26 protein-coding genes, 1 pseudogene and 9 other annotated features are annotated in these 26813 nt (G+C 49.6%); of the genes and pseudogenes, 15 read left to right on the top strand and 12 right to left on the bottom strand.

Annotation, left to right across the window (positions count from 1 at the left end; translation table 11 throughout):
• The first annotated feature begins 8 nt into the window (after positions 1 to 8).
• Together SF1808 and SF1807 are read left to right on the top strand one after the other, a co-directional pair.
• The gene (locus SF1808; protein ID NP_707668.1) at positions 9 to 1766 is read left to right on the top strand and encodes a hypothetical protein; all 1758 of its coding nucleotides are present in this window, start codon (positions 9 to 11) and stop codon (positions 1764 to 1766) included.
• Positions 1717 to 2427, top strand: a complete 711-nt coding sequence (locus tag SF1807) for a hypothetical protein (RefSeq protein NP_707667.1) — start codon at positions 1717 to 1719, stop codon at positions 2425 to 2427. Before SF1808 ends, SF1807 begins: the two co-directional genes overlap by 50 nt.
• Positions 1780 to 4333: a sequence feature (Similar to Escherichia coli K12 enzymes gi: 1787679 (431 aa). BLAST with identity of 98% in 850 aa. This CDS has been disrupted by insertion. The sequence has been checked and is believed to be correct.), on the top strand. It overlaps the preceding gene by 648 nt.
• Positions 2425 to 3688, bottom strand: a mobile genetic element. (Overlaps the previous feature by 1264 nt.)
• Here SF1807 and SF1805 read toward each other — a convergent pair.
• A complete protein-coding gene (locus SF1805) occupies positions 2468 to 3286 on the bottom strand; it encodes an insertion sequence element IS600 protein (protein NP_707666.1) in 819 nt (272 codons plus the stop codon). Its footprint overlaps the feature before it by 819 nt.
• Complete coding sequence (locus SF1804; RefSeq protein ID NP_707665.1) at positions 3322 to 3624, bottom strand: insertion sequence element IS600 transposase; 303 nt, start codon at positions 3622 to 3624, stop codon at positions 3322 to 3324.
• On the opposite strand from SF1804, the gene SF1803a reads away from it, so the two are divergent.
• Positions 3725 to 4333: a phosphatase gene (locus tag SF1803a; RefSeq protein ID YP_008439255.1), complete on the top strand. Its 609-nt coding sequence runs from the start codon at positions 3725 to 3727 to the stop codon at positions 4331 to 4333.
• A 53-nt stretch (positions 4334 to 4386) precedes the next feature.
• On the opposite strand, the gene acpD is transcribed toward SF1803a, so the two are convergent.
• Entirely contained in the window at positions 4387 to 4992 is a 606-nt protein-coding gene (acpD, locus tag SF1803) for an azoreductase (protein ID NP_707664.1), read from the bottom strand.
• Between the two features lie 257 nt (positions 4993 to 5249).
• Here acpD and hrpA point away from each other — a divergent pair, with 257 nt between their 5' ends.
• Positions 5250 to 9095, top strand: a complete 3846-nt coding sequence (hrpA, locus tag SF1802; protein ID NP_707663.2) for an ATP-dependent RNA helicase HrpA — start codon at positions 5250 to 5252, stop codon at positions 9093 to 9095.
• Between the two features lie 157 nt (positions 9096 to 9252).
• Positions 9253 to 10044 (bottom strand) — a mobile genetic element (partial).
• On the opposite strand, the gene SF1801 is transcribed toward hrpA, so the two are convergent.
• The 3 genes from SF1801 to SF1799 form a co-directional block, all read right to left on the bottom strand.
• Entirely contained in the window at positions 9296 to 10009 is a 714-nt protein-coding gene (locus SF1801; protein NP_707662.1) for an insertion sequence element IS600 integrase core domain-containing protein, read from the bottom strand. (Overlaps the previous feature by 714 nt.)
• Position 10045: 1 nt before the next feature.
• Positions 10046 to 11294, bottom strand: a mobile genetic element.
• Complete coding sequence (locus SF1800) at positions 10054 to 10893, bottom strand: insertion sequence element IS911 integrase core domain-containing protein (RefSeq protein ID NP_707661.1); 840 nt, start codon at positions 10891 to 10893, stop codon at positions 10054 to 10056. (Overlaps the previous feature by 840 nt.)
• Entirely contained in the window at positions 10920 to 11222 is a 303-nt protein-coding gene (locus SF1799; RefSeq protein ID NP_707660.1) for an insertion sequence element IS911 transposase InsN, read from the bottom strand. Its footprint lies within the feature at positions 10046 to 11294.
• Positions 11295 to 11769, bottom strand: a mobile genetic element (partial).
• 1 nt (position 11770) lies between these two features.
• Positions 11771 to 12300: a sequence feature (Similar to Escherichia coli K12 conserved hypothetical protein gi: 1787683 (267 aa). BLAST with identity of 98% in 176 aa. This CDS has been truncated. The sequence has been checked and is believed to be correct.), on the top strand.
• On the opposite strand from SF1799, the pseudogene ydcF reads away from it, so the two are divergent.
• Together ydcF and aldA are read left to right on the top strand one after the other, a co-directional pair.
• Positions 11771 to 12300, top strand: a pseudogene (gene ydcF, locus SF1798). (Overlaps the previous feature by 530 nt.)
• A gap of 196 nt (positions 12301 to 12496) precedes the next feature.
• On the top strand, positions 12497 to 13936 hold the full coding sequence (aldA, locus tag SF1797) for an aldehyde dehydrogenase (protein NP_707659.1): 1440 nt from the start codon (positions 12497 to 12499) through the stop codon (positions 13934 to 13936).
• A 41-nt stretch (positions 13937 to 13977) separates the two neighbouring features.
• Here aldA and gapC read toward each other — a convergent pair whose 3' ends face one another.
• Entirely contained in the window at positions 13978 to 14229 is a 252-nt protein-coding gene (gene gapC, locus SF1796) for a glyceraldehyde-3-phosphate dehydrogenase (protein ID NP_707658.1), read from the bottom strand.
• Entirely contained in the window at positions 14226 to 14978 is a 753-nt protein-coding gene (locus tag SF1795) for a glyceraldehyde-3-phosphate dehydrogenase (protein NP_707657.1), read from the bottom strand. Before SF1795 ends, gapC begins: the two co-directional genes overlap by 4 nt.
• 152 nt (positions 14979 to 15130) lie before the next feature.
• On the opposite strand from SF1795, the gene cybB reads away from it, so the two are divergent.
• Positions 15131 to 15697: a cytochrome b(561) gene (cybB, locus tag SF1794; protein NP_707656.3), complete on the top strand. Its 567-nt coding sequence runs from the start codon at positions 15131 to 15133 to the stop codon at positions 15695 to 15697.
• A 244-nt stretch (positions 15698 to 15941) separates the two neighbouring features.
• Positions 15942 to 16115, top strand: a complete 174-nt coding sequence (ydcA, locus tag SF1793) for a hypothetical protein (protein NP_707655.1) — start codon at positions 15942 to 15944, stop codon at positions 16113 to 16115.
• Positions 16116 to 16186: 71 nt separating this feature from the next.
• Here ydcA and SF1792a read toward each other — a convergent pair whose 3' ends face one another.
• Positions 16187 to 16336, bottom strand: coding sequence for a protein HokB (locus SF1792a; protein ID YP_008439254.1), 150 nt, complete (start codon positions 16334 to 16336; stop codon positions 16187 to 16189).
• Positions 16337 to 16410: 74 nt separating this feature from the next.
• Positions 16411 to 16576 (bottom strand) — a mobile genetic element (partial).
• Positions 16577 to 16646: 70 nt separating this feature from the next.
• Positions 16647 to 17910 (top strand) — a mobile genetic element.
• Between SF1792a and SF1792 the strand changes: the two genes are divergently transcribed.
• Both SF1792 and SF1791 read left to right on the top strand, forming a co-directional pair.
• On the top strand, positions 16711 to 17013 hold the full coding sequence (locus SF1792) for an insertion sequence element IS600 transposase (protein YP_008439253.1): 303 nt from the start codon (positions 16711 to 16713) through the stop codon (positions 17011 to 17013). (Overlaps the previous feature by 303 nt.)
• Positions 17049 to 17867 carry an insertion sequence element IS600 protein gene (locus SF1791; protein ID NP_707653.1) on the top strand — a complete coding sequence of 273 codons (819 nt, stop codon included), beginning with the start codon at positions 17049 to 17051 and terminating at the stop codon, positions 17865 to 17867. Its footprint lies within the feature at positions 16647 to 17910.
• Here SF1791 and SF1790 read toward each other — a convergent pair.
• Positions 17864 to 18346, bottom strand: a complete 483-nt coding sequence (locus SF1790; RefSeq protein ID NP_707652.1) for an insertion element IS150 protein — start codon at positions 18344 to 18346, stop codon at positions 17864 to 17866. The genes SF1791 and SF1790 overlap by 4 nt on opposite strands.
• Positions 17911 to 18393 (bottom strand) — a mobile genetic element (partial). (Overlaps the previous gene by 436 nt.)
• Before the next feature lie 328 nt (positions 18394 to 18721).
• On the opposite strand from SF1790, the gene trg reads away from it, so the two are divergent.
• Positions 18722 to 20362: a methyl-accepting chemotaxis protein III gene (gene trg, locus SF1789; protein ID NP_707651.1), complete on the top strand. Its 1641-nt coding sequence runs from the start codon at positions 18722 to 18724 to the stop codon at positions 20360 to 20362.
• A 37-nt stretch (positions 20363 to 20399) separates the two neighbouring features.
• Here the strand turns inward: trg and SF1788 are convergent, their stop codons facing one another.
• Positions 20400 to 21464: a LysR family transcriptional regulator gene (locus SF1788; RefSeq protein NP_707650.1), complete on the bottom strand. Its 1065-nt coding sequence runs from the start codon at positions 21462 to 21464 to the stop codon at positions 20400 to 20402.
• A gap of 75 nt (positions 21465 to 21539) precedes the next feature.
• Between SF1788 and SF1787 the strand changes: the two genes are divergently transcribed.
• The 4 genes from SF1787 (at position 21540) to rimL (ending at position 25726) form a co-directional block, all read left to right on the top strand.
• Positions 21540 to 22883, top strand: coding sequence for a hypothetical protein (locus tag SF1787; RefSeq protein ID NP_707649.1), 1344 nt, complete (start codon positions 21540 to 21542; stop codon positions 22881 to 22883).
• A 224-nt stretch (positions 22884 to 23107) separates the two neighbouring features.
• Entirely contained in the window at positions 23108 to 24763 is a 1656-nt protein-coding gene (mdoD, locus tag SF1786; RefSeq protein NP_707648.1) for a glucan biosynthesis protein D, read from the top strand.
• Between the two features lie 196 nt (positions 24764 to 24959).
• Positions 24960 to 25127: a hypothetical protein gene (ydcH, locus tag SF1784; protein ID NP_707646.2), complete on the top strand. Its 168-nt coding sequence runs from the start codon at positions 24960 to 24962 to the stop codon at positions 25125 to 25127.
• Positions 25128 to 25189: 62 nt separating this feature from the next.
• Positions 25190 to 25726: a ribosomal-protein-L7/L12-serine acetyltransferase gene (gene rimL, locus SF1783; RefSeq protein NP_707645.2), complete on the top strand. Its 537-nt coding sequence runs from the start codon at positions 25190 to 25192 to the stop codon at positions 25724 to 25726.
• On the opposite strand, the gene SF1782 is transcribed toward rimL, so the two are convergent.
• A complete protein-coding gene (locus tag SF1782) occupies positions 25721 to 26701 on the bottom strand; it encodes a hypothetical protein (protein NP_707644.1) in 981 nt (326 codons plus the stop codon). The two genes, rimL and SF1782, sit on opposite strands and share 6 nt — an antisense overlap.
• Positions 26702 to 26813 lie beyond the last annotated feature (112 nt).

The raw sequence follows: 26813 nt of genomic DNA, 5'->3' as shown, positions 1-26813 counted from the left end.
TAGAGAAAATGGAAAATTCACGCATCCCTGGGGAACATTTTTTTACCACCAGTGATAATACAGCATTGTATTATCGGCACTGGCCCACTTTACAGCCAGGGGCGAAAAAGGTCATCGTCTTATTTCATCGCGGGCATGAACATTCTGGTCGTCTACAACATCTCGTTGATGAACTGGCGATGCCTGATACTGCTTTTTATGCCTGGGATGCCCGGGGGCATGGAAAAAATTCGGGGCCGCGTGGTTATAGCCCGTCTCTTATGCGCTCAGTGCAGGATGTCGATGAATTTGTCCGTTTTGCTGCCAGCGACAGCCAGGTCGGACTGGAAGAGGTGGTAGTGATCGCGCAAAGCGTCGGCGCAGTGCTTGTTGCCACATGGGTTCATGATTATGCACCTGCAATTCGTGGGCTGGTGCTGGCTTCTCCGGCCTTTAAGGTTAAATTGTATGTGCCGCTGGCACGTCCTGCGCTGGCGTTATGGCATCGTCTGCGTGGTCTATTTTTTATTAATTCCTATGTGAAAGGGCGCTATTTGACCCACGATCGGCAACGGGTGGCGAGTTTCAATAATGATCCGCTGATCACACGGGCGATTGCCGTCAATATCTTGCTCGATCTCTATAAAACGTCTGAACGTATTGTTAGCGATGCGGCGGCGATTACGCTCCCCACGCAACTTCTGATATCAGGTGATGACTATGTGGTGCATCGCCAACCGCAGATTGATTTTTATCAGAGATTACGTAGCCCTCTGAAAGAGCTGCATCTGCTGCCAGGCTTTTATCACGACACATTGGGTGAAGAGAACAGGGCGCAGGCATTTGAAAAAATGCAAAGCTTTATCTGCCGCTTATATGCTAACAAATCGCAAAAATTTGATTATCAGCATGAAGACCGCACAGGACCATCAGCGGATCGATGGCGGCTCCTTTCTGGTGGACCCGTGCCATTATCGCCGGTTGATTTAGCGTATCGCTTTATGCGAAAGGCGATGAAATTGTTCGGTGCGCACTCTGCGGGCCTGCATCTCGGAATGAGTACCGGCTTTGATTCAGGCAGTTCCCTGGATTATGTCTATCAAAATCAACCGCAAGGCAGTAACGCATTCGGGCGTTTAATCGACAAAATCTACCTGAACAGTGTTGGATGGCGCGGTATTCGCCAGCGCAAAACCCATTTGCAAATATTGATTAAACAAGCCGTTGCCGATCTCCACGCCAAAGGTTTAGCCGTCCGCGTGGTTGACATTGCCGCAGGGCATGGACGCTATGTACTGGATGCGCTGGCAAACGAGCCTGCCGTAAGCGATATTTTGTTACGTGATTACAGTGAGTTAAATGTTGCACAGGGGCAAGAGATGATTGCCCAACGGGGAATGTCTGGGCGGGTGCGTTTTGAACAGGGCGATGCGTTTAACCCGGAGGAACTCAGCGCGTTAACTCCGCGGCCTACGCTGGCGATTGTCTCTGGCCTATATGAGCTTTTTCCCGAAAATGAGCAGGTAAAAAACTCACTCGCAGGTCTAGCCAATGCCATCGAACCGGGTGGCATTCTCATCTACACCGGGCAGCCGTGGCACCCACAACTGGAGCTGATTGCCGGGGTGTTAACCAGTCATAAAGATGGTAAACCGTGGGTAATGCGCGTGCGTTCGCAAGGGGAGATGGATTCGCTCGTGCGTAATGCCGGATTTGATAAATGCACTCAACGGATTGATGTGTGGGGCATTTTTACGGTTTCGATGGCGGTGCGTCGTGATAACTGAACGTCGGAACGTATTGCTACAAGGCGCTGGCTGGTTATTGTTGCTGGCCCCGTTTTTCTTCTTCACCTATGGATCTCTTAATCAGTTCACCGCGGTTCAGGACCTTAACAGCCATGATATCCCCAGTCAGGTATTCGGTTGGGAAACGGCGATCCCTTTTCTTCCCTGGACTATTGTTCCTTACTGGAGTCTGGATCTTTTATATGGATTTTCGCTGTTCGTTTGTAGCTCGACATTCGAACAACGCCGACTTGTCCACCGGCTTATTCTGGCAACGGTAATGGCCTGCTGCGGTTTTTTTCTCTACCCGCTGAAGTTTAGTTTTATCCGTCCTGAAGTGAGTGGGGTGACAGGATGGCTATTTTCGCAACTTGAACTGTTTGATCTGCCTTATAACCAGTCTCCTTCGCTGCATATTATTCTCTGCTGGCTACTTTGGCGTCACTTTCGTCAGCATCTGGCTGTGAGGTGGCGTAAAGTCTGTGGCGGATGGTTTTTACTCATCGCCATTTCGACGCTGACGACATGGCAGCATCATTTTATTGATGTCATCACAGGGCTGGCGGTAGGTATGTTGATTGACTGGATGGTGCCCGTCGACCGTCGTTGGAATTATCAGAAACTTGATCAACGTCGAATCAAAATAGCACTGCCATATTGAGGTGTACTGGCAATAGCGGACACTACCATTTATTCTTTTTTTAAGCAGCCATCTGATGATATTTTTCCCTGAAGGCTGCCGGGGAGATATTCCCCAGACGAGAGTGACGACGCTGACGATTGTAGAAAATCTCAATGTATTCCCGTATTACTGAGATGGCTTCATCCCGGTTATTAAAACGATAGTGGCTCAGGCTCTCATTTTTCAGCGTTCCCCAGAAGCTTTCCATCGGAGCGTTGTCGTAACAGTTACCTTTACGCGACATTGATGTTTTCAGACCAAACTGCTCCTGTATGACCCGGTAATCGTATGCGCAGTACTGTGAACCTCGATCAGAGTGGTGGATTAGCCCGGCAGGTGGGCGCTGGCTCCTGAGCGCCATAAACAGGGCTTTACCTGTCAGCTCTTTTGTCATGCGCTCTCCCATGGCGTAGCCGACAATTTCGCACGTATAAACATCTTTGATGCCAGCGAGGTACAACCATCCCTCCTGTGTGGCAACATACGTCAGGTCCGCCACCCAGACCTGATTTGGTGCTGTAGGAGCGAACGTCTGGTTCAGCAGATTTGGCACAACTGGCAGATTGTGGTTCGGGTTCGTAGTCGCTCTGAACTTGCGTTTCTGCTTACAGCGTAGCCTCAGCTCCTTACGAAGACGTGCCAGTCGGTCACGACCAACGATGATGCCATTCTCTGCCAGCTCCGTCTGGAGCCGCCGGGTTCCATATGTTTCGCGAGTGCGGATATGTGCCACCTTAATCTCCAGTTTTAGCCGCTCATCACTTTGTTTTCTGTCTGAGGGTTCATGCTGTACCCAGTTGTAATAACCGCTCCTGGATACACCAAATACCTGACACATCGCTTCAATAGGAAATTGTTGTCGCCATTGTTCGATTAACGCGTATTTTTCAGCGACTCCTGTGCAAAATACGCTGTTGCTTTTTTTAAAATATCTCGCTCAAGGCGAGCTTCATTTAACGCCTTACGCAGTTGCAGAATTTCAGATTCCAGTTCAGCCACCGTGCGGGAACCAGGAGTACCGAGCCCTTTTCTGGCGGCGGTAACCCATTGTCCTAAAGTGCCTTCAGGAAGAGATAATCGGGAAGCGCCTTCACTGATCGAAAGTTGATTTTCAAGAACCGTTCTGACAGCTTCGGCTTTGAACTCTTTAGAGTAACGTTGGGTTTTTCTGCTCATTATTAGCTCCTTCTGATGCCATTCTATTTCAGGAAGGAGTGTCCGTTAAACTCAGGCTACCTCATATGTCGTAGGCGCGTGCATTGTGTTGATGGAGCTAATGATGATGGTTCAGTTATGGTGGTCAGTCTGGTTATGTTGGCCAGTATTATCGCTACTCATTATTGGCCGTGGGTGCGGTGGGCTTGGCGCGATAACAACAGGGAAAGATAGTCAGGGGAAACTCCCGCCCGCCGTTTACTGGCTGACATTGCCCTGGCGCATCGGGATGTGGCTATCTATGCGTTGGTTTTGTCGTCGCCTGGAGCCGGTGAGCAAAATGACTGCTGGTGTTTATTTAAGGGCGTTTCCACGACATATTCCGGCACAGAATGCGGTTCTGGACGTCACCTTTGAATTCCCTCGTGGACGAGCGACAAAAGATCGACTCTATTTCTGTGTACCGATGTTGGATCTGGTGGTTCCGGAAGAGGGGGAGCTCCGACAGGCCGTGGCGATGCTGGAAACATTACGCGAAGAGCAAGGCAGCGTTCTGGTCCATTGCGCATTGGGATTATCGCGCAGTGCGCTGGTAGTGGCGGCATGGCTGTTATGTTACGGACACTGTAAAACAGTTGATGAAGCGATTATCTTTATTCGAGCCAGACGCTCGCATATTGTGCTTAAGGAAGAGCACAAAGCGATGTTGAAATTATGGGAAAACAGGTAAGTGGATTGAGATGTGGACTGAATATCTACAGTCCACATCAAGACCGTGTCCGGTTATGCAGCAACAATGCTGTCGATGGCTGCTTTTGCGTCAGACTGTGCTTTCGCTGCCATTTCCGGACCGTATGCGATCCCTTCGGCGAAGACAAATTTCACATCGGTAATGCCGATAAAGCCGAGGAACGTGGACAGATACGGCGTCACCAGGTCCGTTGGTCCATCTTTGTGGATCCCACCGCGGCTGGTAATAACGATGGCTTTTTTACCCGTTACCAGACCTTCCGGACCGTTCTCGGTATAGCGGAAAGTAACGCCTGCGCGTGCAACCAGGTCAAAATAGTTTTTCAACTGAGTTGAGATGTTGAAGTTATACATCGGTGCCGCAATAACGATAACGTCGTGGGCTTTCAGCTCGGCAATCAGCTCATCGGAAAGCGCCAGAGCTTCCTGCTGACGCGGAGTCAGCGGCGCATCGCTCGGACGCAGAGCGCCAACCAGTTCGCCATCCAGTACCGGAATCGGATTTGCAGCTAGGTCGCGAACGGTGATTTCATCAGCGGAGTGCTTTTCGCTCCATTGTTCAACAAAATAATCGGACAACTGATTAGACTGAGAGTACCCTGCCAGGATGCTGGATTTAAGAACTAATACCTTGCTCATGGTGTTTCCTTATAGATGTTTGAATGGACGATGCCCCGTTGCTTGCTGACACTTTATTCACAATCCTGCCACAGAGATCGCGCAATAAATCGAAGTCTATGTTCGAATTTATTGAACAACGCATAGAAAGCCGCGATGTGGTACTCTATATCTATCATTTAAAAGAAAATTAATCAGGCAGACTACTGCCCACTAACGTTATGACAGAACAACAAAAATTGACCTTTACTGCCTTGCAACAGCGGCTGGATTCGCTGATGCTGCGCGACAGACTGCGTTTTTCTCGCCGTCTGCATTGTGTTAAGAAGGTTAAAAATCCTGATGCACAACAGGCCATTTTCCAGGAGATGGCGAAAGAGATTGACCAGGCGGCAGGGAAAGTCCTGCTGCGTGAAGCGGCACGACCGGAAATCACTTATCCTGACAATTTACCGGTTAGTCAGAAAAAACAGGACATACTCGAAGCGATTCGTGATCACCAGGTGGTGATCGTCGCCGGGGAAACCGGCTCCGGTAAAACGACTCAGCTACCGAAAATCTGTATGGAGCTGGGGCGCGGTATTAAAGGGCTGATCGGTCATACCCAGCCGCGTCGCCTGGCGGCACGAACGGTGGCCAACCGTATTGCGGAAGAGCTGAAAACGGAGCCGGGCGGTTGCATCGGTTACAAAGTGCGTTTCAGCGATCACGTAAGTGATAACACGATGGTCAAGCTGATGACCGACGGGATCCTGCTGGCGGAGATCCAGCAAGACCGCCTGCTGATGCAGTACGACACCATCATTATTGACGAAGCGCACGAACGCAGCCTGAATATCGATTTTCTGCTCGGCTATTTGAAAGAGTTGCTGCCGCGGCGTCCTGACCTAAAAATCATTATCACTTCCGCGACTATCGACCCGGAACGCTTTTCGCGCCACTTTAATAATGCGCCGATTATTGAAGTCTCCGGTCGGACCTATCCGGTGGAAGTGCGCTATCGCCCGATTGTTGAAGAAGCCGATGACACCGAGCGCGATCAGTTGCAGGCGATTTTTGACGCCGTAGACGAACTAAGCCAGGAAAGCCCCGGCGACATTCTGATCTTTATGAGCGGCGAGCGGGAAATTCGCGATACCGCCGATGCGCTGAACAAGCTGAACTTACGCCATACCGAAATCTTGCCGCTTTATGCGCGGCTTTCGAACAGCGAACAGAACCGCGTGTTCCAGTCGCACAGCGGACGGCGCATTGTGCTGGCGACCAACGTCGCGGAAACCTCGCTGACCGTACCGGGGATTAAATACGTCATCGACCCCGGTACAGCGCGTATCAGCCGCTACAGCTATCGCACCAAAGTGCAGCGTTTGCCGATTGAACCCATTTCGCAGGCGTCTGCCAATCAGCGTAAAGGCCGCTGTGGTCGTGTGTCCGAAGGGATCTGTATTCGTCTCTATTCCGAAGACGATTTCCTCTCGCGCCCGGAGTTTACCGATCCGGAGATTCTGCGTACCAACCTGGCCTCGGTTATTTTGCAGATGACCGCGCTGGGGCTGGGCGATATCGCTGCGTTCCCGTTTGTCGAAGCACCGGATAAACGCAATATCCAGGATGGCGTGCGTCTGCTCGAAGAACTGGGCGCGATCACCACGGATGAACAGGCCAGCGCCTATAAACTGACGCCGCTCGGTCGCCAGCTCTCGCAGTTGCCTGTCGACCCACGTCTGGCGCGTATGGTGCTGGAAGCGCAAAAACATGGCTGCGTGCGTGAGGCGATGATTATCACGTCCGCGCTCTCCATCCAGGATCCGCGCGAACGTCCGATGGACAAACAGCAGGCATCGGACGAAAAACATCGTCGCTTCCACGACAAAGAATCCGACTTCCTCGCGTTTGTAAATCTGTGGAATTATCTTGGCGAGCAGCAAAAGGCGCTTTCTTCCAACGCCTTCCGTCGCCTGTGTCGTACCGATTACCTCAACTATCTGCGCGTGCGCGAATGGCAGGATATCTACACCCAGTTGCGCCAGGTGGTGAAAGAACTTGGCATTCCGGTCAACAGCGAACCGGCGGAGTATCGTGAAATTCACATCGCCTTACTGACCGGTTTGCTTTCCCATATCGGCATGAAAGATGCCGATAAACAGGAATATACCGGTGCACGTAACGCGCGTTTCTCCATCTTCCCCGGTTCTGGTTTATTCAAAAAGCCGCCGAAATGGGTAATGGTGGCGGAACTGGTAGAAACCAGCCGCCTGTGGGGGCGCATTGCTGCGCGTATCGACCCGGAATGGGTAGAACCCGTTGCTCAGCATTTGATTAAACGCACCTACAGCGAACCGCACTGGGAACGGGCGCAGGGCGCGGTGATGGCAACGGAAAAAGTCACTGTTTATGGTTTGCCGATTGTTGCTGCGCGCAAGGTCAACTACAGCCAGATCGATTCGGCGTTATGTCGTGAACTCTTTATTCGCCACGCTCTGGTGGAAGGTGACTGGCAGACGCGTCACGCATTCTTCCGTGAAAACCTGAAACTGCGGGCCGAAGTGGAAGAGCTGGAACACAAATCACGTCGCCGCGATATTCTGGTTGATGACGAAACGCTGTTTGAGTTCTACGACCAGCGCATCAGCCACGATGTAATCTCCGCTCGTCACTTCGATAGCTGGTGGAAAAAAGTCAGCCGCGAAACGCCTGATTTGCTCAACTTTGAAAAGAGCATGTTGATCAAAGAAGGGGCGGAAAAAATCAGCAAGCTGGATTACCCGAACTTCTGGCATCAGGGCAATCTCAAGCTGCGTTTGAGCTATCAGTTTGAGCCAGGCGCGGACGCGGACGGTGTGACCGTACATATTCCGCTGCCGTTACTTAACCAGGTTGAGGAAAGCGGGTTTGAATGGCAGATCCCCGGTCTGCGCCGCGAATTGGTGATTGCTCTGATTAAATCGTTGCCGAAACCGGTACGCCGTAATTTTGTGCCTGCACCAAACTACGCCGAAGCGTTTTTAGGCCGCGTCACACCGCTGGAGTTACCGTTGCTCGACAGCCTTGAGCGCGAGTTACGGCGGATGACCGGCGTTACCGTTGACCGCGAAGACTGGCACTGGGATCAGGTGCCCGATCACCTGAAAATCACCTTCCGCGTGGTGGATGACAAAAACAAGAAGCTAAAAGAAGGGCGCTCGCTACAAGATCTGAAAGATGCGCTGAAAGGCAAAGTGCAGGAAACGCTGTCCGCGGTGGCGGATGACGGTATCGAGCAGAGCGGCTTACATATCTGGAGTTTTGGTCAGCTGCCGGAAAGTTACGAACAGAAGCGTGGCAACTATAAAGTGAAGGCGTGGCCGGCGCTGGTGGATGAACGCGACAGCGTGACGATCAAACTGTTTGATAACCCGCTGGAGCAAAAACAGGCAATGTGGAATGGTCTTCGCCGTCTACTGCTGCTAAATATTTCCTCGCCGATCAAGTATTTACATGAGAAGTTACCAAACAAAGCCAAGCTGGGGCTGTACTTTAACCCGTATGGCAAAGTGCTGGAGCTGATCGACGACTGTATCTCCTGCGGTGTGGATCAACTGATCGACGCCAATGGTGGCCCGGTCTGGACGGAAGAAGGCTTTGCTGCGCTGCATGAAAAAGTGCGCGCCGAACTGAATGACACGGTGGTGGATATTGCGAAGCAGGTCGAGCAAATCCTCACTGCGGTGTTCAATATCAACAAACGTCTGAAAGGGCGGGTGGATATGACCATGGCACTGGGGCTTTCTGATATTAAAGCGCAGATGGGCGGGTTGGTATATCGCGGTTTTGTCACTGGTAACGGCTTCAAACGGCTGGGCGACACGCTGCGATATTTGCAGGCGATTGAAAAACGACTGGAAAAACTGGCGGTTGATCCACATCGCGATCGTGCACAGATGCTGAAAGTCGAAAACGTCCAGCAGGCGTGGCAGCAATGGATCAACAAACTGCCGCCTGCACGTCGTGAGGATGAAGACGTGAAAGAGATCCGTTGGATGATAGAAGAGCTGCGCGTTAGTTACTTCGCTCAACAACTTGGTACGCCTTATCCGATTTCAGATAAGCGTATTTTGCAGGCGATGGAGCAGATTAGCGGTTAACCCTGCTATTTGCCTAATAAATCTAAAACCCGGTAAGCATTTAGCGCCGGGTTTTTTATTAATTCTAAAACGGTAAGGACAAAAATTCAGGAATTCAGAAAAATACAATTCTCAGCTGCAAGATGAATAATGTTTATCTACAGCATTTCCTTAAAAGTGAGGTGTACTGGCAATAGCGGACACTACCATTTGTTCTTTTTTTAAGCAGTCATCTGATGATATTTTTCCCTGAAGGCTGCCGGGGAGATATTCCCCAGACGAGAGTGACGACGCTGACGATTGTAGAAAATCTCAATGTATTCCCGTATTACTGAGATGGCTTCATCCCGGTTATTAAAACGATAGTGGCTCAGGCTCTCATTTTTCAGCGTTCCCCAGAAGCTTTCCATCGGAGCGTTGTCGTAACAGTTACCTTTACGCGACATTGATGTTTTCAGACCAAACTGCTCCTGTATGACCCGGTAATCGTATGCGCAGTACTGTGAACCTCGATCAGAGTGGTGGATTAGCCCGGCAGGTGGGCGCTGGCTCCTGAGCGCCATAAACAGGGCTTTACCTGTCAGCTCTTTTGTCATGCGCTCTCCCATGGCGTAGCCGACAATTTCGCACGTATAAACATCTTTGATGCCAGCGAGGTACAACCATCCCTCCTGTGTGGCAACATACGTCAGGTCCGCCACCCAGACCTGATTTGGTGCTGTAGGAGCGAACGTCTGGTTCAGCAGATTTGGCGCAACTGGCAGATTGTGGTTCGGGTTCGTAGTCGCTCTGAACTTGCGTTTCTGCTTACAGCGTAGCCTCAGCTCCTTACGAAGACGTGCCAGTCGGTCACGACCAACGATGATGCCATTCTCTGCCAGCTCCGTCTGGAGCCGCCGGGTTCCATATGTTTCGCGAGTGCGGATATGTGCCACCTTAATCTCCAGTTTTAGCCGCTCATCACTTTGTTCTGAAGTGGTCAACAAAAACTGGCCACCGAGTTAGAGTTTTTCCAGTATCGATTTTCCGATTCGTTTGGGGGTAACCCACCGTTATATTCGTGCGGTCTTAGTGCACTGTAATATCCAACGATATAGTCCGTTATGGCGTGAGCTGCCTCGCTGAAGCTTACGTAACCCACCACCGGCATCCATTCGTTCTTCAGACTCCTGAAGAAGCGTTCCATTGGGCTGTTATCCCAGCAGTTTCCGCGCCGGCTCATACTCTGTCTGATCTGGTATCGCCACAATAACTGCCGGAACTGCCTGCTCGTATAATGACTGCCCTGATCGCTGTGGAACATCACCCCGCCGGGCTTACCACGGGTTTCCCATGCCATTTCCAGCGCTTTCATGGTGAGCCTGCTGTCCGGCGAGAACGACATGGCCCAGCCCACTGGTTTTCTTGCGAACAGGTCGAGAACAACGGCGAGGTACGCCCAGCGCTTACCCGTCCAGATATAGGTCACATCACCGCACCACACCTGATTTGGCTCGGTCACGGCGAACTGCCTTTCAAGGTAGTTAGGGATAGCAACATGTTCATGACCACCACGTTTATACCGGTGAGTCGGCTGCTGACAGCTGACCAGCCCCAGCTCTTTCATGAGCCTGCCAGCAAGCCAGCGTCCCATCTGGTAGCCTCTCCGGGTTGCCATTGTGGCGATGCTTCTTGCTCCGGCCGAACCGTGGCTGATGCCATGTAGCTCAAGTACCTGACTGCGTAATACAGCCCGTCTGCCGTCTGGTTTTTCAGGACGGTTTTTCCAGTATCTGTAGCTGCTGCGATGAACCCCGAACACATGGCAGAGTGTGACCACAGGATAATGCGCTCTGAGTTTCCCGATTATCGAGAACTGTTCAGGGAGTCTGACATCAAGAGCGCGGTAGCCTTTTTTAATATTTCATTCTCCATTTCAATGCGTTGTAGCTTTTTCCTGAGCTCACGGATTTCAATTTGTTCCGGGGTAATGGGGGAGGCTTTTGGTGTTTTGCCCTGACGCTCATCACGCAGTTGTTTGACCCATCTTGTCATTGTGGAAAGGCCAACATCCATAGCTTTGGCGGCATCTGCCACCGTGTATTTCTGGTCAACAACCAGTTGAGCGGATTCGCGTTTAAACTCTGCGCTAAAATTTCTTTTTTTCATTGGAGCACCTGTGTTGTTCTGAGGTGAGCATATCACCTCTGTTCAGGTGGCCAAATTCAGTGTGCCACTTCAGTTTTCTGTCTGAGGGTTCATGCTGTACCCAGTTGCAATAACCGCTCCTGGATACACCAAATACCTGACACATCGCTTCAATGGGAAATTGTTGTCGCCATTGTTCGATTAACGCGTATTTTTCAGCGACTCCTGTGCAAAATACGCTGTTGCTTTTTTTAATATATCGCGCTCAAGGCGAGCTTCATTTAACGCCTTACGCAGTTGCAGAATTTCAGATTCCAGTTCAGCCACCGTGCGGGAACCAGGAGTACCGAGCCCTTTTCTGGCGGCGGTAACTCATTGTCCTAAAGTGCCTTCAGGAAGGGATAATCGGGAAGCGCCTTCACTGATCGAAAGTTGATTTTCAAGAACCGTTCTGACAGCTTCGGCTTTGAACTCTTTAGAGTAACGTTGGGTTTTTCTGCTCATTATTAGCTCCTTCTGATGCCATTCTATTTCAGGAAGGAGTGTCCGTTAAACTCAGGCTACCTCAGTCCGCACCACTGGCAGAGCAGAAGCGACCATCCTGGTGGATATCGCTCATCAGTTCTGGCATATTCCGCATGAAAAAATCTGGATTGAAGACCAGTCAACAAACTGCGGTGAAAACGCACGCTTTAGCATCACGCTATTGAATCAGGCCGTAGAACGAGTTCATACGGCTATCGTTGTACAGGACCCCACCATGCAGCGGCGCACGATGGCAACGTTCCGCCGTATGACCGGGGACAATCCCGATGCACCACGCTGGTTAAGTTATCCCGGATTCGTTCCTCAGTTAGGAAATAACGCAGACAGTGTAATCTTTATTAATCAGTTACAAGGATTATGGCCGGTTGAGCGTTATCTCTCACTACTCACTGGCGAGCTGCCGCGTTTACACGATGATAGCGATGGCTACGGTCCCCGCGGGCGAGATTTTATCGTTCACGTTGATTTTCCGGCAGAAGTCATCCATGCATGGCAAACGCTGAAACATGATGCGGTGCTCATCGAGGCGATGGAAAGTCGCTCGTTACGTTAAAAATTGCCCGTTTGTGAACCACTTGTTTGCAAACGGGCATGACTCCTGACTTTTATTTCTGCCTTTTATTCCTTTTACACTTGTTTTTATGAAGCCCTCCACAGACTTGTCCTTTCCCGATGCCGTCTCTCTGATGATTGATGTTAATTAACAATATATTCACCGAAAACAAACATATAAATCACAAGAGTCGCCCATGTCAGTACCCGTTCAACATCCTATGTATATCGATGGACAGTTTGTTACCTGGCGTGGAGACGCATGGATTGATGTGGTAAACCCTGCTACAGAGGCTGTCATTTCCCGCATACCCGATGGTCAGGCCGAGGATGCCCGTAAGGCAATCGATGCAGCAGAACGTGCACAACCAGAATGGGAAGCGTTGCCTGCTATTGAACGCGCCAGTTGGTTGTGCAAAATCTCCGCCGGGATCCGCGAACGCGCCAGTGAAATCAGTGCGCTGATTGTTGAAGAAGGGGGCAAGATCCAGCAGCTAGCTGAAGTCGAAGTGGCTTTTACTGCCGACTATATCGATTACATGGCGGAGTGGGCACGGCGTTACGAGGGCGAGATTATTCAAAGCGATCGTCCGGGAGAAAATATTCTTCTGTTTAAACGTGCGCTTGGTGTGACTACCGGCATTCTGCCGTGGAACTTTCCGTTCTTCCTCATTGCCCGCAAAATGGCTCCCGCTCTTTTGACCGGTAATACCATCGTCATTAAACCCAGTGAATTTACGCCAAACAATGCGATTGCATTCGCCAAAATCGTCGATGAAATAGGCCTTCCGCGCGGCGTGTTTAACCTTGTACTGGGGCGTGGTGAAACCGTTGGGCAAGAACTGGCGGGTAACCCAAAGGTCGCAATGGTCAGTATGACAGGCAGCGTCTCTGCAGGTGAGAAGATCATGGCGACTGCGGCGAAAAACATCACCAAAGTGTGTCTGGAATTGGGTGGTAAAGCACCGGCTATCGTAATGGACGATGCCGATCTTGAACTGGCAGTCAAAGCCATCGTTGATTCACGCGTCATTAATAGTGGGCAAGTGTGTAACTGTGCAGAACGTGTTTATGTACAGAAAGGCATTTATGATCAGTTCGTCAATCTGCTGGGTGAAGCGTTGCAGGCGGTTCAATTTGGTAACCCCGCTGAACGCAACGACATTGCGATGGGGCCGTTGATTAACGCCGCGGCGCTGGAAAGGGTTGAGCAAAAAGTGGCGCGCGCAGTAGAAGAAGGGGCGAGAGTGGCGTTGGGTGGCAAAGCGGTAGAGGGGAAAGGATATTATTATCCGCCGACATTGCTGCTGGATGTTCGCCAGGAAATGTCGATTATGCATGAGGAAACCTTTGGCCCGGTGCTGCCAGTTGTCGCATTTGACACGCTGGAAGATGCTATCTCAATGGCTAATGACAGTGATTACGGCCTGACCTCATCAATCTATACCCAAAATCTGAACGTCGCGATGAAAGCCATTAAAGGGCTGAAGTTTGGTGAAACTTACATCAACCGTGAAAACTTCGAAGCTATGCAAGGTTTCCACGCCGGATGGCGTAAATCCGGTATTGGCGGCGCAGATGGTAAACATGGCCTGCATGAATATCTGCAGACCCAGGTGGTTTATTTACAGTCTTAATGAGTGAAAGAGGCGGAGGTTTTTTCCTCCGCCTGTGCGCGTCAGAGTTTAGCGAATTTTTCGAGGGTGCGAATAAGCTGCGTGACGAAGCCATATTCGTTATCGTACCAGGCGACCGTTTTCACCAGTTGTAAATCGCCCACGGCGGTAATTTCCGTTTGCGTGGCATCAAACACTGAACCGAAATGGCTGCCAATGATATCGGAAGAGACTATTTCTTCATCGGTATAACCAAATGACTCGTTATTGGTGGTTGCTTGTTTAAGTGCGTTATTCACCTCTTCGGCAGTCACTTTTTTCCGAGAATGGACACCAGCTCAGTGACCGAACCTGTTTTCACCGGCACGCGTTGCGCATGACCTTTCAGTTTGCCGCTCAGTTCCGGGATCACCAGACCAATGGCTTTTGCCGCCCCCGTAGTGTGGGGAATGATATTTTCTGCCGCTGCGCGTGAAGCACGTAAATCTTTACCACGCGGGCCATCCACCAGTGACTGGGTGCCAGTATAGGCATGAATGGTCGTCATCGTGCCGACTTCTATCCCGAAACTGTCATGCAAGGCTTTGGCCATCGGCGCAAGGCAGTTAGTGGTGCATGACGCCACGGAAACAATGGTGTCGTTGCCATCCAGAGTGTCGTCATTAACGTTATAAACGATGGTTTTCATTTCACCGGCAGGAGCGGAAATCAACACCTTCTTCGCACCAGCATCAAGATGCGCCTGCGATTTATCGGCGGAGGTATAAAAGCCAGTACATTCGACAATGATTTCTGCCCCTTTCGCTTTCCACGGAATATTTTTAGCCTCTTTTTCGGCGTAAACCGCGATACTTTTCCCATCAACGATAAGTGAATCTTCCGTAAAATCAACGCTCCAGGGGAACGGACCATAGTTTGAATCATGTTTCAGCAGATAGGCGAGAATTTTTGGGGAAGTAAGATCATTAATAGCGACAACGTCTATGTTGCTTTTGACTTCAAGTAAACGACGCAACACCAGTCGACCGATACGACCAAAACCGTTAATACCAACTTTACTCATGGTTTTCTCCTGTCAGGAACGTTCGGATGAAAATTGATCCTTTCCAGGCTTAGACCAGGATTGTGGGATGGGCAATCTCCATTCTTACAGTGAAACGTAACGTACTGAAAACGGGTGAACAATATTTAATGAAATTTTGAGAAAAGCCCGTTATGTTAACGGAAAATTATGTTAAAGCAGGAAATGTTATGGAAAATAAATACTCAAGGTTACAAATCAGCATTCACTGGCTGGTCTTTTTGCTGGTTATCGCAGCGTATTGCGCAATGGAGTTTCGTGGTTTCTTCCCACGTAGCGATCGGCCGCTCATCAACATGATTCATGTTTCCTGTGGCATCTCAATTCTCGTGCTGATGGTGGTTCGTCTTTTGTTAAGACTGAAATACCCAACCCCGCCGATTATACCTAAGCCGAAACCGATGATGACGGGACTGGCGCATTTGGGACATTTGGTGATTTATCTCCTGTTTATTGCGCTGCCAGTGATTGGTTTGGTGATGATGTATAACCGGGGCAACCCGTGGTTTGCGTTTGGTTTGACGATGCCTTACGCTTCAGAGGCCAATTTCGAACGGGTTGATAGCTTAAAGTCGTGGCATGAGACGCTGGCGAATCTGGGATATTTTGTCATCGGGTTGCACGCTGCGGCTGCACTGGCACACCACTATTTCTGGAAGGACAACACACTTCTACGCATGATGCCGCGTAAACGTTCCTGAAGGATATTTAAAGAAAACGCCTGTACTAAAACCGACCCGTGGTACAGGCGAAGAATACGGGTCTACATCGGAAGCGCCTATTATATTTATTTGTATGACAAATAAAACCATAATCCTTGCCCATACGTCCATCTGGCTTATTTTTAATCAATTCACCCGATCTTTGATCTCATCAACGGTATCAAAATAAACCAGCGTATAACGTTCAAATCGCACATAAGATTCGATAAACCATGGAGGTTATATGAAAAAACTGGCACTTATTTTGTTTATGGGAACGCTTGTTTCCTTTTATGCCGATGCCGGGCGCAAACCCTGTTCTGGTTCGAAAGGGGGGATCTCACACTGTACGGCAGGCGGCAAATTTGTCTGTAATGATGGTTCTATTAGTGCATCGAAAAAAACATGCACTAACTGAAGTGTAAAAGGGGTGCCATGAGAAAATGAATCTGCTAGTCAGATGCGCGGGGAAAATCCCCGCGCTTGCCCTTACCTGGACGTGCAGGCCATGAGCGCAGCAACCTCCTTATCACCGTCCCGGAACCGCAGTTCGTAGAGCGTTTGTCGGGTCAGGAGTGTGAATGCCAGAATCGTAATGCAGATAATGAGCAGACACACCACCAGAGGGTTGCGCTTCATAGCCTTTCTCCTTGCCGGATGGCGGGTAAGAGGCTAACAATCTGAATTGCTTGGTTCATTCGTTGGCCTCGGTTTGTACTGACCCCAAAAAGTTGGACAGTTAAACACGAGGCATATAGGTCTGATTCCGATATTCATTTGGAGTCAGACCTTTTAATTTCAGGCTAATTCTTCTGCTGTTGTAGTATTCAATATATTCCGTAACAGCATCCTTCAGTTCGCTTATATTACTGAACTCATTAGACTGGCCCCCTGAATCTCCAGACAACCAGTATCACTTATTTAAGTGATAGTCTTAATACTAGTTTTTTGAGGTAGCCTGAGTTTAACGGACACTCCTTCCTGAAATAGAATGGCATCAGAAGGAGCTAATAATGAGCAGAAAAACCCAACGTTACTCTAAAGAGTTCAAAGCCGAAGCTGTCAGAACGGTTCTTGAAAATCAACTTTCGATCAGTGAAGGCGCTTCCCGATTATCCCTTCCTGAAGGCACTTTAGGACAATGGGTTACCGCCGCCAGAAAAGGGCTCGGTACTCCTGGTTCCCGCACGGTGGCTGAACTGGAATCTGAAATTCTGCAACTGCGTAAGGCGTTAAATGAAGCTCGCCTTGAGCGAGATATATTAAAAAAAGCAACAGCGTATTTTGCACAGGAGTCGCTGAAAAATACGCGTTAATCGAACAATGGCGACAACAATTTCCCATTGAAGCGATGTGTCAGGTATTTGGTGTATCCAGGAGCGGTTATTACAACTGGGTACAGCATGAACCCTCAGACAGAAAACAAAGTGATGAGCGGCTAAAGCTGGAGATTAAGGTGGCACATATCCGCACTCGCGAAACATATGGAACCCGGCGGCTCCAGACGGAGCTGGCAGAGAATGGCATCATCGTTGGTCGTGACCGACTGGCACGTCTTCGTAAGGAGCTGAGGCTACGCTGTAAGCAGAAACGCAAGTTCAGAGCGACTACGAACCCGAACCACAATCTGCCAGTTGCGCCAAATCTGCTGAACCAGACGTTCGCTCCTACAGCACCAAATCAGGTCTGGGTGGCGGACCTGACGTATGTTGCCACACAGGAGGGATGGTTGTACCTCGCTGGCATCAAAGATGTTTATACGTGCGAAATTGTCGGCTACGCCATGGGAGAGCGCATGACAAAAGAGCTGACAGGTAAAGCCCTGTTTATGGCGCTCAGGAGCCAGCGCCCACCTGCCGGGCTAATCCACCACTCTGATCGAGGTTCACAGTACTGCGCATACGATTACCGGGTCATACAGGAGCAGTCTGGTCTGAAAACATCAATGTCGCGTAAAGGTAACTGTTACGACAACGCTCCGATGGAAAGCTTCTGGGGAACGCTGAAAAATGAGAGCCTGAGCCACTATCGTTTTAATAACCGGGATGAAGCCATCTCAGTAATACGGGAATACATTGAGATTTTCTACAATCGTCAGCGTCGTCACTCTCGTCTGGGGAATATCTCCCCGGCAGCCTTCAGGGAAAAATATCATCAGATGGCTGCTTAAAAAAAGAACAAATGGTAGTGTCCGCTATTGCCAGTACACCTCACCTCAATGCGTCGGTCTTTTGACAGCTTCAATGCTGATGCCGCTTTTTCTGGATCAACTGATATTGCAATGTTTCTTTTGGTGCCAATCTTGAGCGCGCGTAAACCAGCTTCTCCGCGCTCTTCATAGACCTTCAGCCACCTGGCTACAGAACCACTACCAGCAAGCATAAAGTGAGCAGCAGCCTGATTAAGGGACATGTGCTGCTCGATCACAGCTTTCACGACCTTAATACGCAACTCTGGATCAGCACTAACGCCTTTAGGTTTGGGAATTAAACCTTTTTCTCCATGTTTTTCATAGAGGGCAACCCATGTCCTGACCTGGGTTCGGGGGACACCAAAACGTGCCGAGATGATCCTGTAACCATCATCAGTAGTGAAGTAGTGATTCACGACTTCAAGGCGCTTTTCAAAAGGGTATTTTGGCTTTGACATATTAGGGGCTATTCCATTTCATCGTCCAACAAAATGGGTGCAGTACAGTTGATAGAAATATCGGTCGGGGCCTTCGTCTTTCTGATTCCCGGTTAGCCTGAAAACAGAAAGTCTCAGGCACCCGCAGGCATCCTATGAGGTTTCCTTAGGGACGAAAATAATCACTTCACGAAATTGCGTGCTGTTTTCCAGAATTTTTCGTCATTCGGGTTAGCCAGTTTAGCCATTCGTTACTCTCTTCATTCCAATAGCATTAATTTTCTCTGCAATAATTGTTGTAAAAATGTGACGCAAAGAGGTTTTTGGTCATAAGTAATTACCGTCAAGTGCCGATGACTTTCTATCAGGAGTAAACCTGGACGAGAGACAACGGTAATGAATACAACTCCCTCACAGCGATTAGGTTTTTTGCATCACATCAGGCTGGTTCCGTTATTTGCCTGCATTCTTGGCGGTATCTTAGTTCTATTCGCATTAAGTTCTGCTCTGGCTGGCTATTTCCTCTGGCAGGCCGATCGCGATCAGCGTGATGTTACTGCGGAGATTGAGATTCGGACCGGGTTAGCGAACAGTTCAGATTTTTTGCGTTCAGCCCGGATCAATATGATTCAGGCCGGGGCTGCGAGTCGTATTGCGGAAATGGAAGCAATGAAGCGAAATATTGCGCAAGCCGAATCGGAGATTAAACAGTCGCAGCAAGGTTATCGTGCTTATCAGAATCGACCGGTGAAAACACCTGCTGATGAAGCCTTCGACACTGAATTAAATCAACGCTTTCAGGCTTATATCACGGGTATGCAACCTATGTTGAAATATGCCAAAAATGGCATGTTTGAAGCGATTATCAATCATGAAAGTGAGCAGATCCGACCGCTGGATAATGCTTATACCGATATTTTGAACAAAGCCGTTAAGATACGTAGCACCAGAGCCAACCAACTGGCGGAACTGGCCCATCAGCGCACCCGCCTGGGTGGGATGTTCATGATTGGCGCGTTTGTGCTTGCCCTGGTCATGACGCTGATAACATTTATGGTGCTACGTCGGATCGTCATTCGTCCACTGCAACATGCCGCACAACGGATTGAAAAAATCGCCAGTGGCGATCTGACGATGAATGATGAACCGGCGGGTCGTAATGAAATCGGTCGCTTAAGTCGTCATTTACAGCAAATGCAGCATTCACTGGGGATGACAGTAGGGACTGTTCGACAGGGCGCGGAAGAGATTTATCGTGGCACCAGCGAAATTTCAGCTGGCAATGCGGACCTGTCATCTCGCACCGAAGAACAAGCGGCGGCTATCGAACAAACTGCCGCCAGCATGGAGCAACTCACTGCGACGGTGAAACAGAATGCGGATAACGCGCATCATGCCAGCAAACTGGCGCAAGAGGCTTCTATTAAAGCCAGCGATGGCGGGCAGACGGTTTCCGGTGTAGTAAAAACGATGGGCGCTATCTCCACGAGTTCGAAGAAAATTTCTGAGATCACCGCCGTCATCAACAGTATTGCTTTCCAGACGAATATTCTGGCACTGAATGCTGCCGTTGAAGCCGCGCGAGCGGGTGAGCAAGGGCGTGGATTTGCCGTTGTCGCCAGCGAAGTACGGACACTCGCAAGCCGCAGCGCTCAGGCAGCGAAAGAGATTGAAGGCTTGATCAGTGAATCAGTCAGGTTAATTGACCTGGGGTCGGATGAGGTGGCAACGGCAGGGAAAACCATGAGCACTATTGTTGATGCCGTCGCGAGTGTCACACATATCATGCAGGAAATCGCCGCCGCCTCGGATGAACAAAGTAGAGGCATAACTCAGGTTAGCCAGGCGATTTCTGAAATGGATAAGGTGACGCAACAGAATGCTTCTCTGGTAGAAGAGGCCTCAGCAGCGGCGGTGTCCCTTGAAGAACAGGCTGCACGATTAACTGAGGCGGTGAACGTATTCCGTCTGAACAAACATTCTGTGTCGGCAGAACCTCGCGGAGCGGGTGAACCAGTTAGTTTCGCTACGGTGTGAAAATGTTCAAGGAGGGATCGACAGATCCCTTCACCTTTCAGAACGGCATTGATTTTCGAATAGCGTTAATCATCAACTGGCAACCAGAAGAGAACGTCGCATCTACGCGGGTCAGTATTCCAATCGGTTCGCCTGCACCATGTCCCGGAACAGGCAGGGCCACCAGCGTGGCATGACGCAGGTCGTCTTTTACAGCGCCAGAAGGGACAAACCACACGTAATCGTATTCAACGGTAAGTTGACGAGATAGCGAAGTAGACAGCGTTTCGATACAACCCGAAGGAATTTTACAGCCCTGGCTCTGCACTAATGCATCTGAATGCTGGCGTGGCGCAGTGCCTTCTGGTGATACAACGACCGGCCATTCCAGCACCCGGCTTAGCGTTACGTTCTCCTGAAGTAGCGGGTGATTAGGGCGGACAACCAGCTTCAACGATTCAAGAAACAGCAGTTCGTAATTAAGCCCGGTCATCAGTTCAGGATCTGACATCCGACCAATGCCGATATCGATTTCCCCGGTTTTTAAACCCGCCAGAATCATAGGGTTACTCATTGTCGCAACTTGCAAGGTCGTCTCTTTTTGTTGCTGATGAAACTGACCTATAACCGAAGGTAATATCCCCAGTGCCGCAGTAGGTAGTGCACCAACCCTGACGACATCATTATTAAGACCTTCTTTACGATGAAGCGACTGTCCGGCAGTGTTGATGGCGTCAAGAACTCTGACTGCATGCGTTAAAAATTGTTCGCCGGGTAAGGTAAGTTGCGCCCCCTGACGACCACGCTCAAACAAGCGAGCGCCCGTCAGCTGCTCCAGTTCATTCAATGTATTAGAGAGCGCAGGTTGACTCAAATTAAGGGTTTCAGCTGCGCGCCCCAAAGTTCCTTGTTGTGCGACAGCTACGAATGTATGAAGGTGGCGCAAACGGATGCGCTGACTAAACAGACTATTTTTTTCCATAAGCGATGTTAAAAACGAAGCGGTGTCGCTGACAAGTGAAGTTGTTTGATTATGATAACTTGATTGCAAAATATTATTAACAATTAAAGCAATTATGTTACAGCAAAATGGATAATATTGATGTTTTCGCGGCGAGATCACAGTTTGTAAATTCTTCCCGCCAGAGTGAATGCGGTTACCTACACTCCAGATTACTGACCACTGGAGGCAGACACTATGGCGAACAGCATCACGGCGGATGAGATTCGGGAACAGTTTTCGCAGGCAATGTCAGCCATGTACCAGCAAGAAGTTCCGCAATATGGCACGCTGCTGGAACTGGTAGCTGATGTGAATCTGGCTGTGCTGGAAAACAATCCTCAACTGCACGAAAAAATGGTAAATGCAGACGAGCTGGCGCGACTGAATGTTGAACGTCATGGGGCGATTCGCGTTGGGACTGCACAAGAGCTTGCTACTCTTCGGCGGATGTTTGCCATTATGGGGATGTACCCGGTGAGCTATTACGATCTCTCGCAGGCAGGGGTGCCGGTACATTCGACAGCATTTCGGCCCATTGATGATGCTTCTCTGGCGCGTAATCCCTTCCGCGTTTTTACATCCTTACTCCGCCTTGAGCTTATCGAGAACGAAATTTTGCGCCAGAAAGCGGCGGAGATTCTGCGTCAGCGCGATATCTTCACCCCACGTTGTCGACAACTGTTAGAGGAATATGAGCAGCAGGGCGGTTTTAACGAAACACAGGCACAGGAGTTTGTGCAGGAAGCCCTGGAAACGTTTCGCTGGCACCAGTTAGCAACGGTAGATGAAGAAACCTATCGCGCCTTGCACAACGAACATCGGTTGATTGCTGATGTGGTCTGTTTTCCTGGATGCCATATCAACCACCTGACGCCACGTACGCTGGATATTGACCGGGTGCAGTCGATGATGCCTGAATGCGGAATTGAACCCAAAATTCTCATCGAGGGGCCGCCGCGCCGCGAGGTACCGATTTTACTACGCCAGACCAGCTTTAAAGCACTGGAAGAGACGGTGTTGTTTGCGGGGCAGAAACAGGGCACGCATACCGCGCGCTTTGGTGAAATTGAGCAGCGTGGCGTGGCATTAACGCCGAAAGGGCGACAACTGTATGATGATCTTCTGCGTAACGCTGGAACCGGGCAGGATAATCTCACTCACCAAATGCATTTACAGGAAACCTTCCGCACTTTTCCTGACAGTGAGTTTTTAATGCGTCAGCAAGGGTTGGCATGGTTCCGGTACCGTCTGACGCCTTCGGGTGAGGCGCATCGTCAGGCGATTCATCCTGGAGACGATCCACAGCCCTTAATTGAACGTGGTTGGGTAGTGGCGCAACCCATCACCTATGAAGATTTCTTGCCCGTTAGCGCGGCGGGGATCTTCCAGTCAAATCTGGGTAATGAAACGCAGACACGCAGTCACGGTAATGCCAGTCGCGAAGCATTTGAGCAGGCGTTGGGTTGTCCGGTTTTGGATGAGTTCCAGCTTTACCAGGAAGCGGAAGAACGCAGTAAACGTCGCTGTGGTTTGCTTTAAATTCTGACCATCCGCCTTTGCAAAAATTTGCCTGATTTTACAAACGAATCAGGCTCATCCCATCGACATAAAAAAAATGCCGATTTATGCATATTCTCTCAGTTCAACAATTGGATTATTAATAAATATTGTCTAGAGTGAGCGGTCATAAATAAGCACTTTCTTGCCGCTGAAAACGACCAGCGCGGGACCATTCACAACACCAGAAGGACTCACTTTCAGGTATGGATCGTAGACGATTTATTAAAGGTTCAATGGCTATGGCCGCCGTGTGCGGTACCAGCGGCATTGCTTCTCTTTTTTCTCAGGCAGCATTCGCGGCAGATTCTGATATTGCCGACGGGCAAACCCAGCGTTTTGACTTCTCCATTCTACAGTCAATGGCGCACGACTTAGCGCAAACAGCGTGGCGTGGTGCGCCTCGTCCGTTACCTGACACGCTGGCGACAATGACGCCGCAGGCTTATAACAGTATTCAATACGACGCCGAAAAATCGCTCTGGCATAACGTTGAGAACCGTCAACTGGACGCTCAGTTCTTCCATATGGGAATGGGATTCCGTCGCCGCGTTCGTATGTTTTCTGTAGATCCAGCAACACATCTGGCGCGTGAAATTCACTTTCGCCCGGAGTTGTTCAAATACAACGATGCAGGTGTTGATACCAAACAATTAGAAGGGCAAAGCGATCTCGGCTTTGCCGGTTTTCGCGTGTTTAAAGCCCCCGAACTGGCGCGCCGTGATGTAGTATCATTTCTCGGCGCGAGTTATTTCCGCGCCGTTGATGATACATATCAATACGGTTTGTCGGCCCGCGGCCTGGCGATCGACACTTACACCGACAGTAAAGAAGAGTTCCCCGACTTTACCGCCTTCTGGTTTGATACGGTAAAACCGGGGGCAACTACCTTTACCGTTTATGCGTTGCTCGATAGCGCCAGCATTACTGGTGCCTATAAGTTCACTATCCATTGTGAGAAAAGTCAGGTGATTATGGATGTGGAAAATCACCTGTATGCGCGCAAAGACATTAAACAGCTGGGCATTTCGCCGATGACCAGTATGTTCAGCTGCGGTACTAATGAACGTCGGATGTGCGATACAATTCATCCGCAAATTCATGACTCTGATCGTCTGTCCATGTGGCGGGGCAACGGCGAGTGGATTTGCCGTCCGCTGAATAATCCGCAAAAATTGCAGTTCAATGCTTACACCGACAACAACCCGAAAGGGTTTGGTTTATTGCAACTGGATCGTGACTTCTCCCATTATCAGGACATTATGGGCTGGTATAACAAACGCCCAAGTCTGTGGGTGGAACCGCGTAACAAGTGGGGTAAGGGCACCATCGGCCTGATGGAAATCCCAACAACGGGCGAAACGCTGGATAACATTGTCTGCTTCTGGCAGCCAGAAAAAGCTGTAAAAGCAGGTGATGAGTTTGCATTCCAGTATCGTCTGTACTGGAGTGCGCAACCGCCTGTTCATTGCCCATTAGCGCGCGTTATGGCGACGCGTACCGGCATGGGCGGTTTCCCGGAAGGTTGGGCGCCAGGTGAACACTATCCCGAAAAATGGGCGCGTCGTTTTGCCGTCGATTTCGTTGGTGGTGATCTGAAAGCTGCCGCGCCAAAAGGCATTGAGCCGGTGATTACGCTTTCCAGTGGGGAAGCGAAGCAAATCGAAATTCTCTATATTGAACCCATCGATGGTTATCGTATTCAGTTTGACTGGTATCCGACTTCGGACTCCACTGATCCGGTCGATATGCGGATGTATCTACGTTGTCAGGGGGACGCTATCAGTGAAACATGGCTGTATCAGTATTTCCCGCCAGCGCCGGATAAACGTCAGTATGTTGACGACCGCGTGATGAGTTAATCGTTTTTTCTTCGGCACCTTCTTCGGGAGGTGCCGTCTGGTTAAACACGATCCCGCTCGCATTTTTCCCTAAGTTAAATGAGTAATCTGATGGTGTGTATTTCAGATACACCGTGTCAGCCACTAACAGGGAGTGCGTATGTTTCCAGAATACCGAGATTTAATATCCCGTCTGAAAAACGAAAATCCTCGCTTTATGTCCTTGTTCGATAAACACAATAAACTTGATCATGAAATTGCCAGAAAGGAAGGTTCCGACGGTCGAGGGTACAATGCGGAAGTGGTCCGCATGAAAAAACAAAAGCTACAGTTAAAAGATGAGATGCTCAAAATCCTGCAGCAGGAGAGCGTCAAAGAGGTGTAAACTTTCCTAAGCCGCCAGCCAGGCGGCTTTTTTAACAACAGCATGGATTGACTGGAGATAAGATGACTGAAACGATAAAAGTAAGCGAATCACTTGAATTACATGCTGTTGCGGAAAGTCACGTCACACCTCTTTATCAGTTAATCTGTAAAAATAAAACCTGGTTACAGCAGTCGCTAAACTGGCCGCAGTTCGTTCAGAGTGAAGAGGACACGCGAAAAACGGTGCAGGGTAATGTGATGTTGCATCAACGCGGCTATGCCAAAATGTTCATGATTTTCAAAGAAGATGAACTTATCGGCGTTATCTCGTTTAATCGTATTGAACCACTGAATAAAACTGCTGAAATCGGCTACTGGCTGGACGAATCTCATCAGGGGCAGGGGATCATTTCTCAGGCGCTGCAGACATTGATTCATCATTACGCTCAGTCTGGTGAACTTAGACGCTTCGTGATCAAATGTCGGGTGGACAATCCGCAAAGCAACCAGGTCGCTTTGCGCAATGGTTTTATCCTTGAAGGTTGCCTGAAACAGGCTGAGTTCCTGAATGATGCCTATGATGATGTGAACTTATACGCGCGTATTATCGATTCATAATAACCCTGCCAGCGGCGTTCGCGTAATGCGCTCCTCGCCGTTAATGACTTTTGGACCACGGACATGAACCGTGTCGCCATCAAAGGCTTCAACGACGGCGTGGTCGGTTAACTCCACATGGTTTTCAATTATCACCGCACCTGTAATACGGCTCTCACCTTGTATTACAACGTGCTCGTCGAGCAGAATCGGTCCACCACGTACCACGGCATTTCCGCCAATCAAGACATGATGTTTTAACACACAATTACCTTCCACAATGGCATATTCCGCCACCTGCGAACTGTAATGAATCGTCGGAATGGCATCTTCTTCTATGCCAGCTTTCACCTGCGCGTGACCGTAGACTTTAGCGCAATCGCATAGCCAGACGTTGTTCTCTTCATTACCTTCAACACTGGCAAAATCAAAAACTTCGGCGCGATGTTCAATAAAAGCATACCGGACGACGGCATCGCCATAAATTTGTGCCTGGTGGACAATACGCGAGGCGCTAACCCTTGCGCGATCATAAATTTGGAGCAGGAGTTGATGGTCGGGCGTTAAGCCTTGTGCGGCGACGATCATAGAATGTTGATCAATTAAGGCGTGACCAAATATTCTACATTGCACGTAAACTAATGAGTCATGAATGGTGACACTGTCACTTATATATGCACCCTGGCTGATTTCACTATTATCGATCCAGACGTTATCCGTTGCGTAAACCTCTCCCCACAGCACGCTGGTGCCGGTGATACGCGTATTACCGGAAATCACCGTTCCGCCGAACGCAATAGCATTCTGGTCGTAAATCCAGCAATTTCCTTCCTGTGCTAACACCGTTTCGCGATCGATCCAGCCGCCAGCGGTTCCTGCTATCACATCGTTAAAATCGCTAATGGCGATAATCTGCCGTAATAACACACTTTTTTTAGTGCCATCTTCCTGATAACTAAAGGCTCGCTGTTCTTCACTTAGGCGATATTTGCGCATAGCGTTTTCCCACAGGTGACTTACTATAACCGTAGCAAATTCTGCGGCTCTGGCTATGCTCGAGAAAATTCCATAAAATGCATTTCAAATATACTTTATAAATTAAACAAAA

The sequence above is a fragment of the Shigella flexneri 2a str. 301 genome (genome assembly GCF_000006925.2).
Lineage (GTDB): Bacteria > Pseudomonadota > Gammaproteobacteria > Enterobacterales > Enterobacteriaceae > ECMA0423.
This window is presented reverse-complemented; position numbering and strand designations above follow the sequence as displayed.

Excerpts from the sequence above, each read along its gene's own strand:
- SF1808 (NP_707668.1), top strand. The coding sequence starts at position 9 with ATGGAAAATTCACGCATCCCTGGGGAACATTTTTTTACCACCAGTGAT.
- SF1807 (NP_707667.1), top strand. The coding sequence starts at position 1,717 with ATGTGTGGGGCATTTTTACGGTTTCGATGGCGGTGCGTCGTGATAACT.
- SF1805 (NP_707666.1), bottom strand. The coding sequence starts at position 3,286 with ATGTGTCAGGTATTTGGTGTATCCAGGAGCGGTTATTACAACTGGGTA.
- SF1804 (NP_707665.1), bottom strand. The coding sequence starts at position 3,624 with ATGAGCAGAAAAACCCAACGTTACTCTAAAGAGTTCAAAGCCGAAGCT.
- SF1803a (YP_008439255.1), top strand. The coding sequence starts at position 3,725 with ATGATGATGGTTCAGTTATGGTGGTCAGTCTGGTTATGTTGGCCAGTA.
- acpD (NP_707664.1), bottom strand. The coding sequence starts at position 4,992 with ATGAGCAAGGTATTAGTTCTTAAATCCAGCATCCTGGCAGGGTACTCT.
- hrpA (NP_707663.2), top strand. The coding sequence starts at position 5,250 with ATGCTGCGCGACAGACTGCGTTTTTCTCGCCGTCTGCATTGTGTTAAG.
- SF1799 (NP_707660.1), bottom strand. The coding sequence starts at position 11,222 with ATGAAAAAAAGAAATTTTAGCGCAGAGTTTAAACGCGAATCCGCTCAA.
- aldA (NP_707659.1), top strand. The coding sequence starts at position 12,497 with ATGTCAGTACCCGTTCAACATCCTATGTATATCGATGGACAGTTTGTT.
- SF1795 (NP_707657.1), bottom strand. The coding sequence starts at position 14,978 with ATGAGTAAAGTTGGTATTAACGGTTTTGGTCGTATCGGTCGACTGGTG.
- cybB (NP_707656.3), top strand. The coding sequence starts at position 15,131 with ATGTTAACGGAAAATTATGTTAAAGCAGGAAATGTTATGGAAAATAAA.
- ydcA (NP_707655.1), top strand. The coding sequence starts at position 15,942 with ATGAAAAAACTGGCACTTATTTTGTTTATGGGAACGCTTGTTTCCTTT.
- SF1792a (YP_008439254.1), bottom strand. The coding sequence starts at position 16,336 with ATGAAGCGCAACCCTCTGGTGGTGTGTCTGCTCATTATCTGCATTACG.
- SF1792 (YP_008439253.1), top strand. The coding sequence starts at position 16,711 with ATGAGCAGAAAAACCCAACGTTACTCTAAAGAGTTCAAAGCCGAAGCT.
- SF1791 (NP_707653.1), top strand. The coding sequence starts at position 17,049 with ATGTGTCAGGTATTTGGTGTATCCAGGAGCGGTTATTACAACTGGGTA.
- SF1790 (NP_707652.1), bottom strand. The coding sequence starts at position 18,346 with ATGTCAAAGCCAAAATACCCTTTTGAAAAGCGCCTTGAAGTCGTGAAT.
- trg (NP_707651.1), top strand. The coding sequence starts at position 18,722 with ATGAATACAACTCCCTCACAGCGATTAGGTTTTTTGCATCACATCAGG.
- SF1787 (NP_707649.1), top strand. The coding sequence starts at position 21,540 with ATGGCGAACAGCATCACGGCGGATGAGATTCGGGAACAGTTTTCGCAG.
- mdoD (NP_707648.1), top strand. The coding sequence starts at position 23,108 with ATGGATCGTAGACGATTTATTAAAGGTTCAATGGCTATGGCCGCCGTG.
- ydcH (NP_707646.2), top strand. The coding sequence starts at position 24,960 with ATGTCCTTGTTCGATAAACACAATAAACTTGATCATGAAATTGCCAGA.
- rimL (NP_707645.2), top strand. The coding sequence starts at position 25,190 with ATGACTGAAACGATAAAAGTAAGCGAATCACTTGAATTACATGCTGTT.
- SF1782 (NP_707644.1), bottom strand. The coding sequence starts at position 26,701 with ATGCGCAAATATCGCCTAAGTGAAGAACAGCGAGCCTTTAGTTATCAG.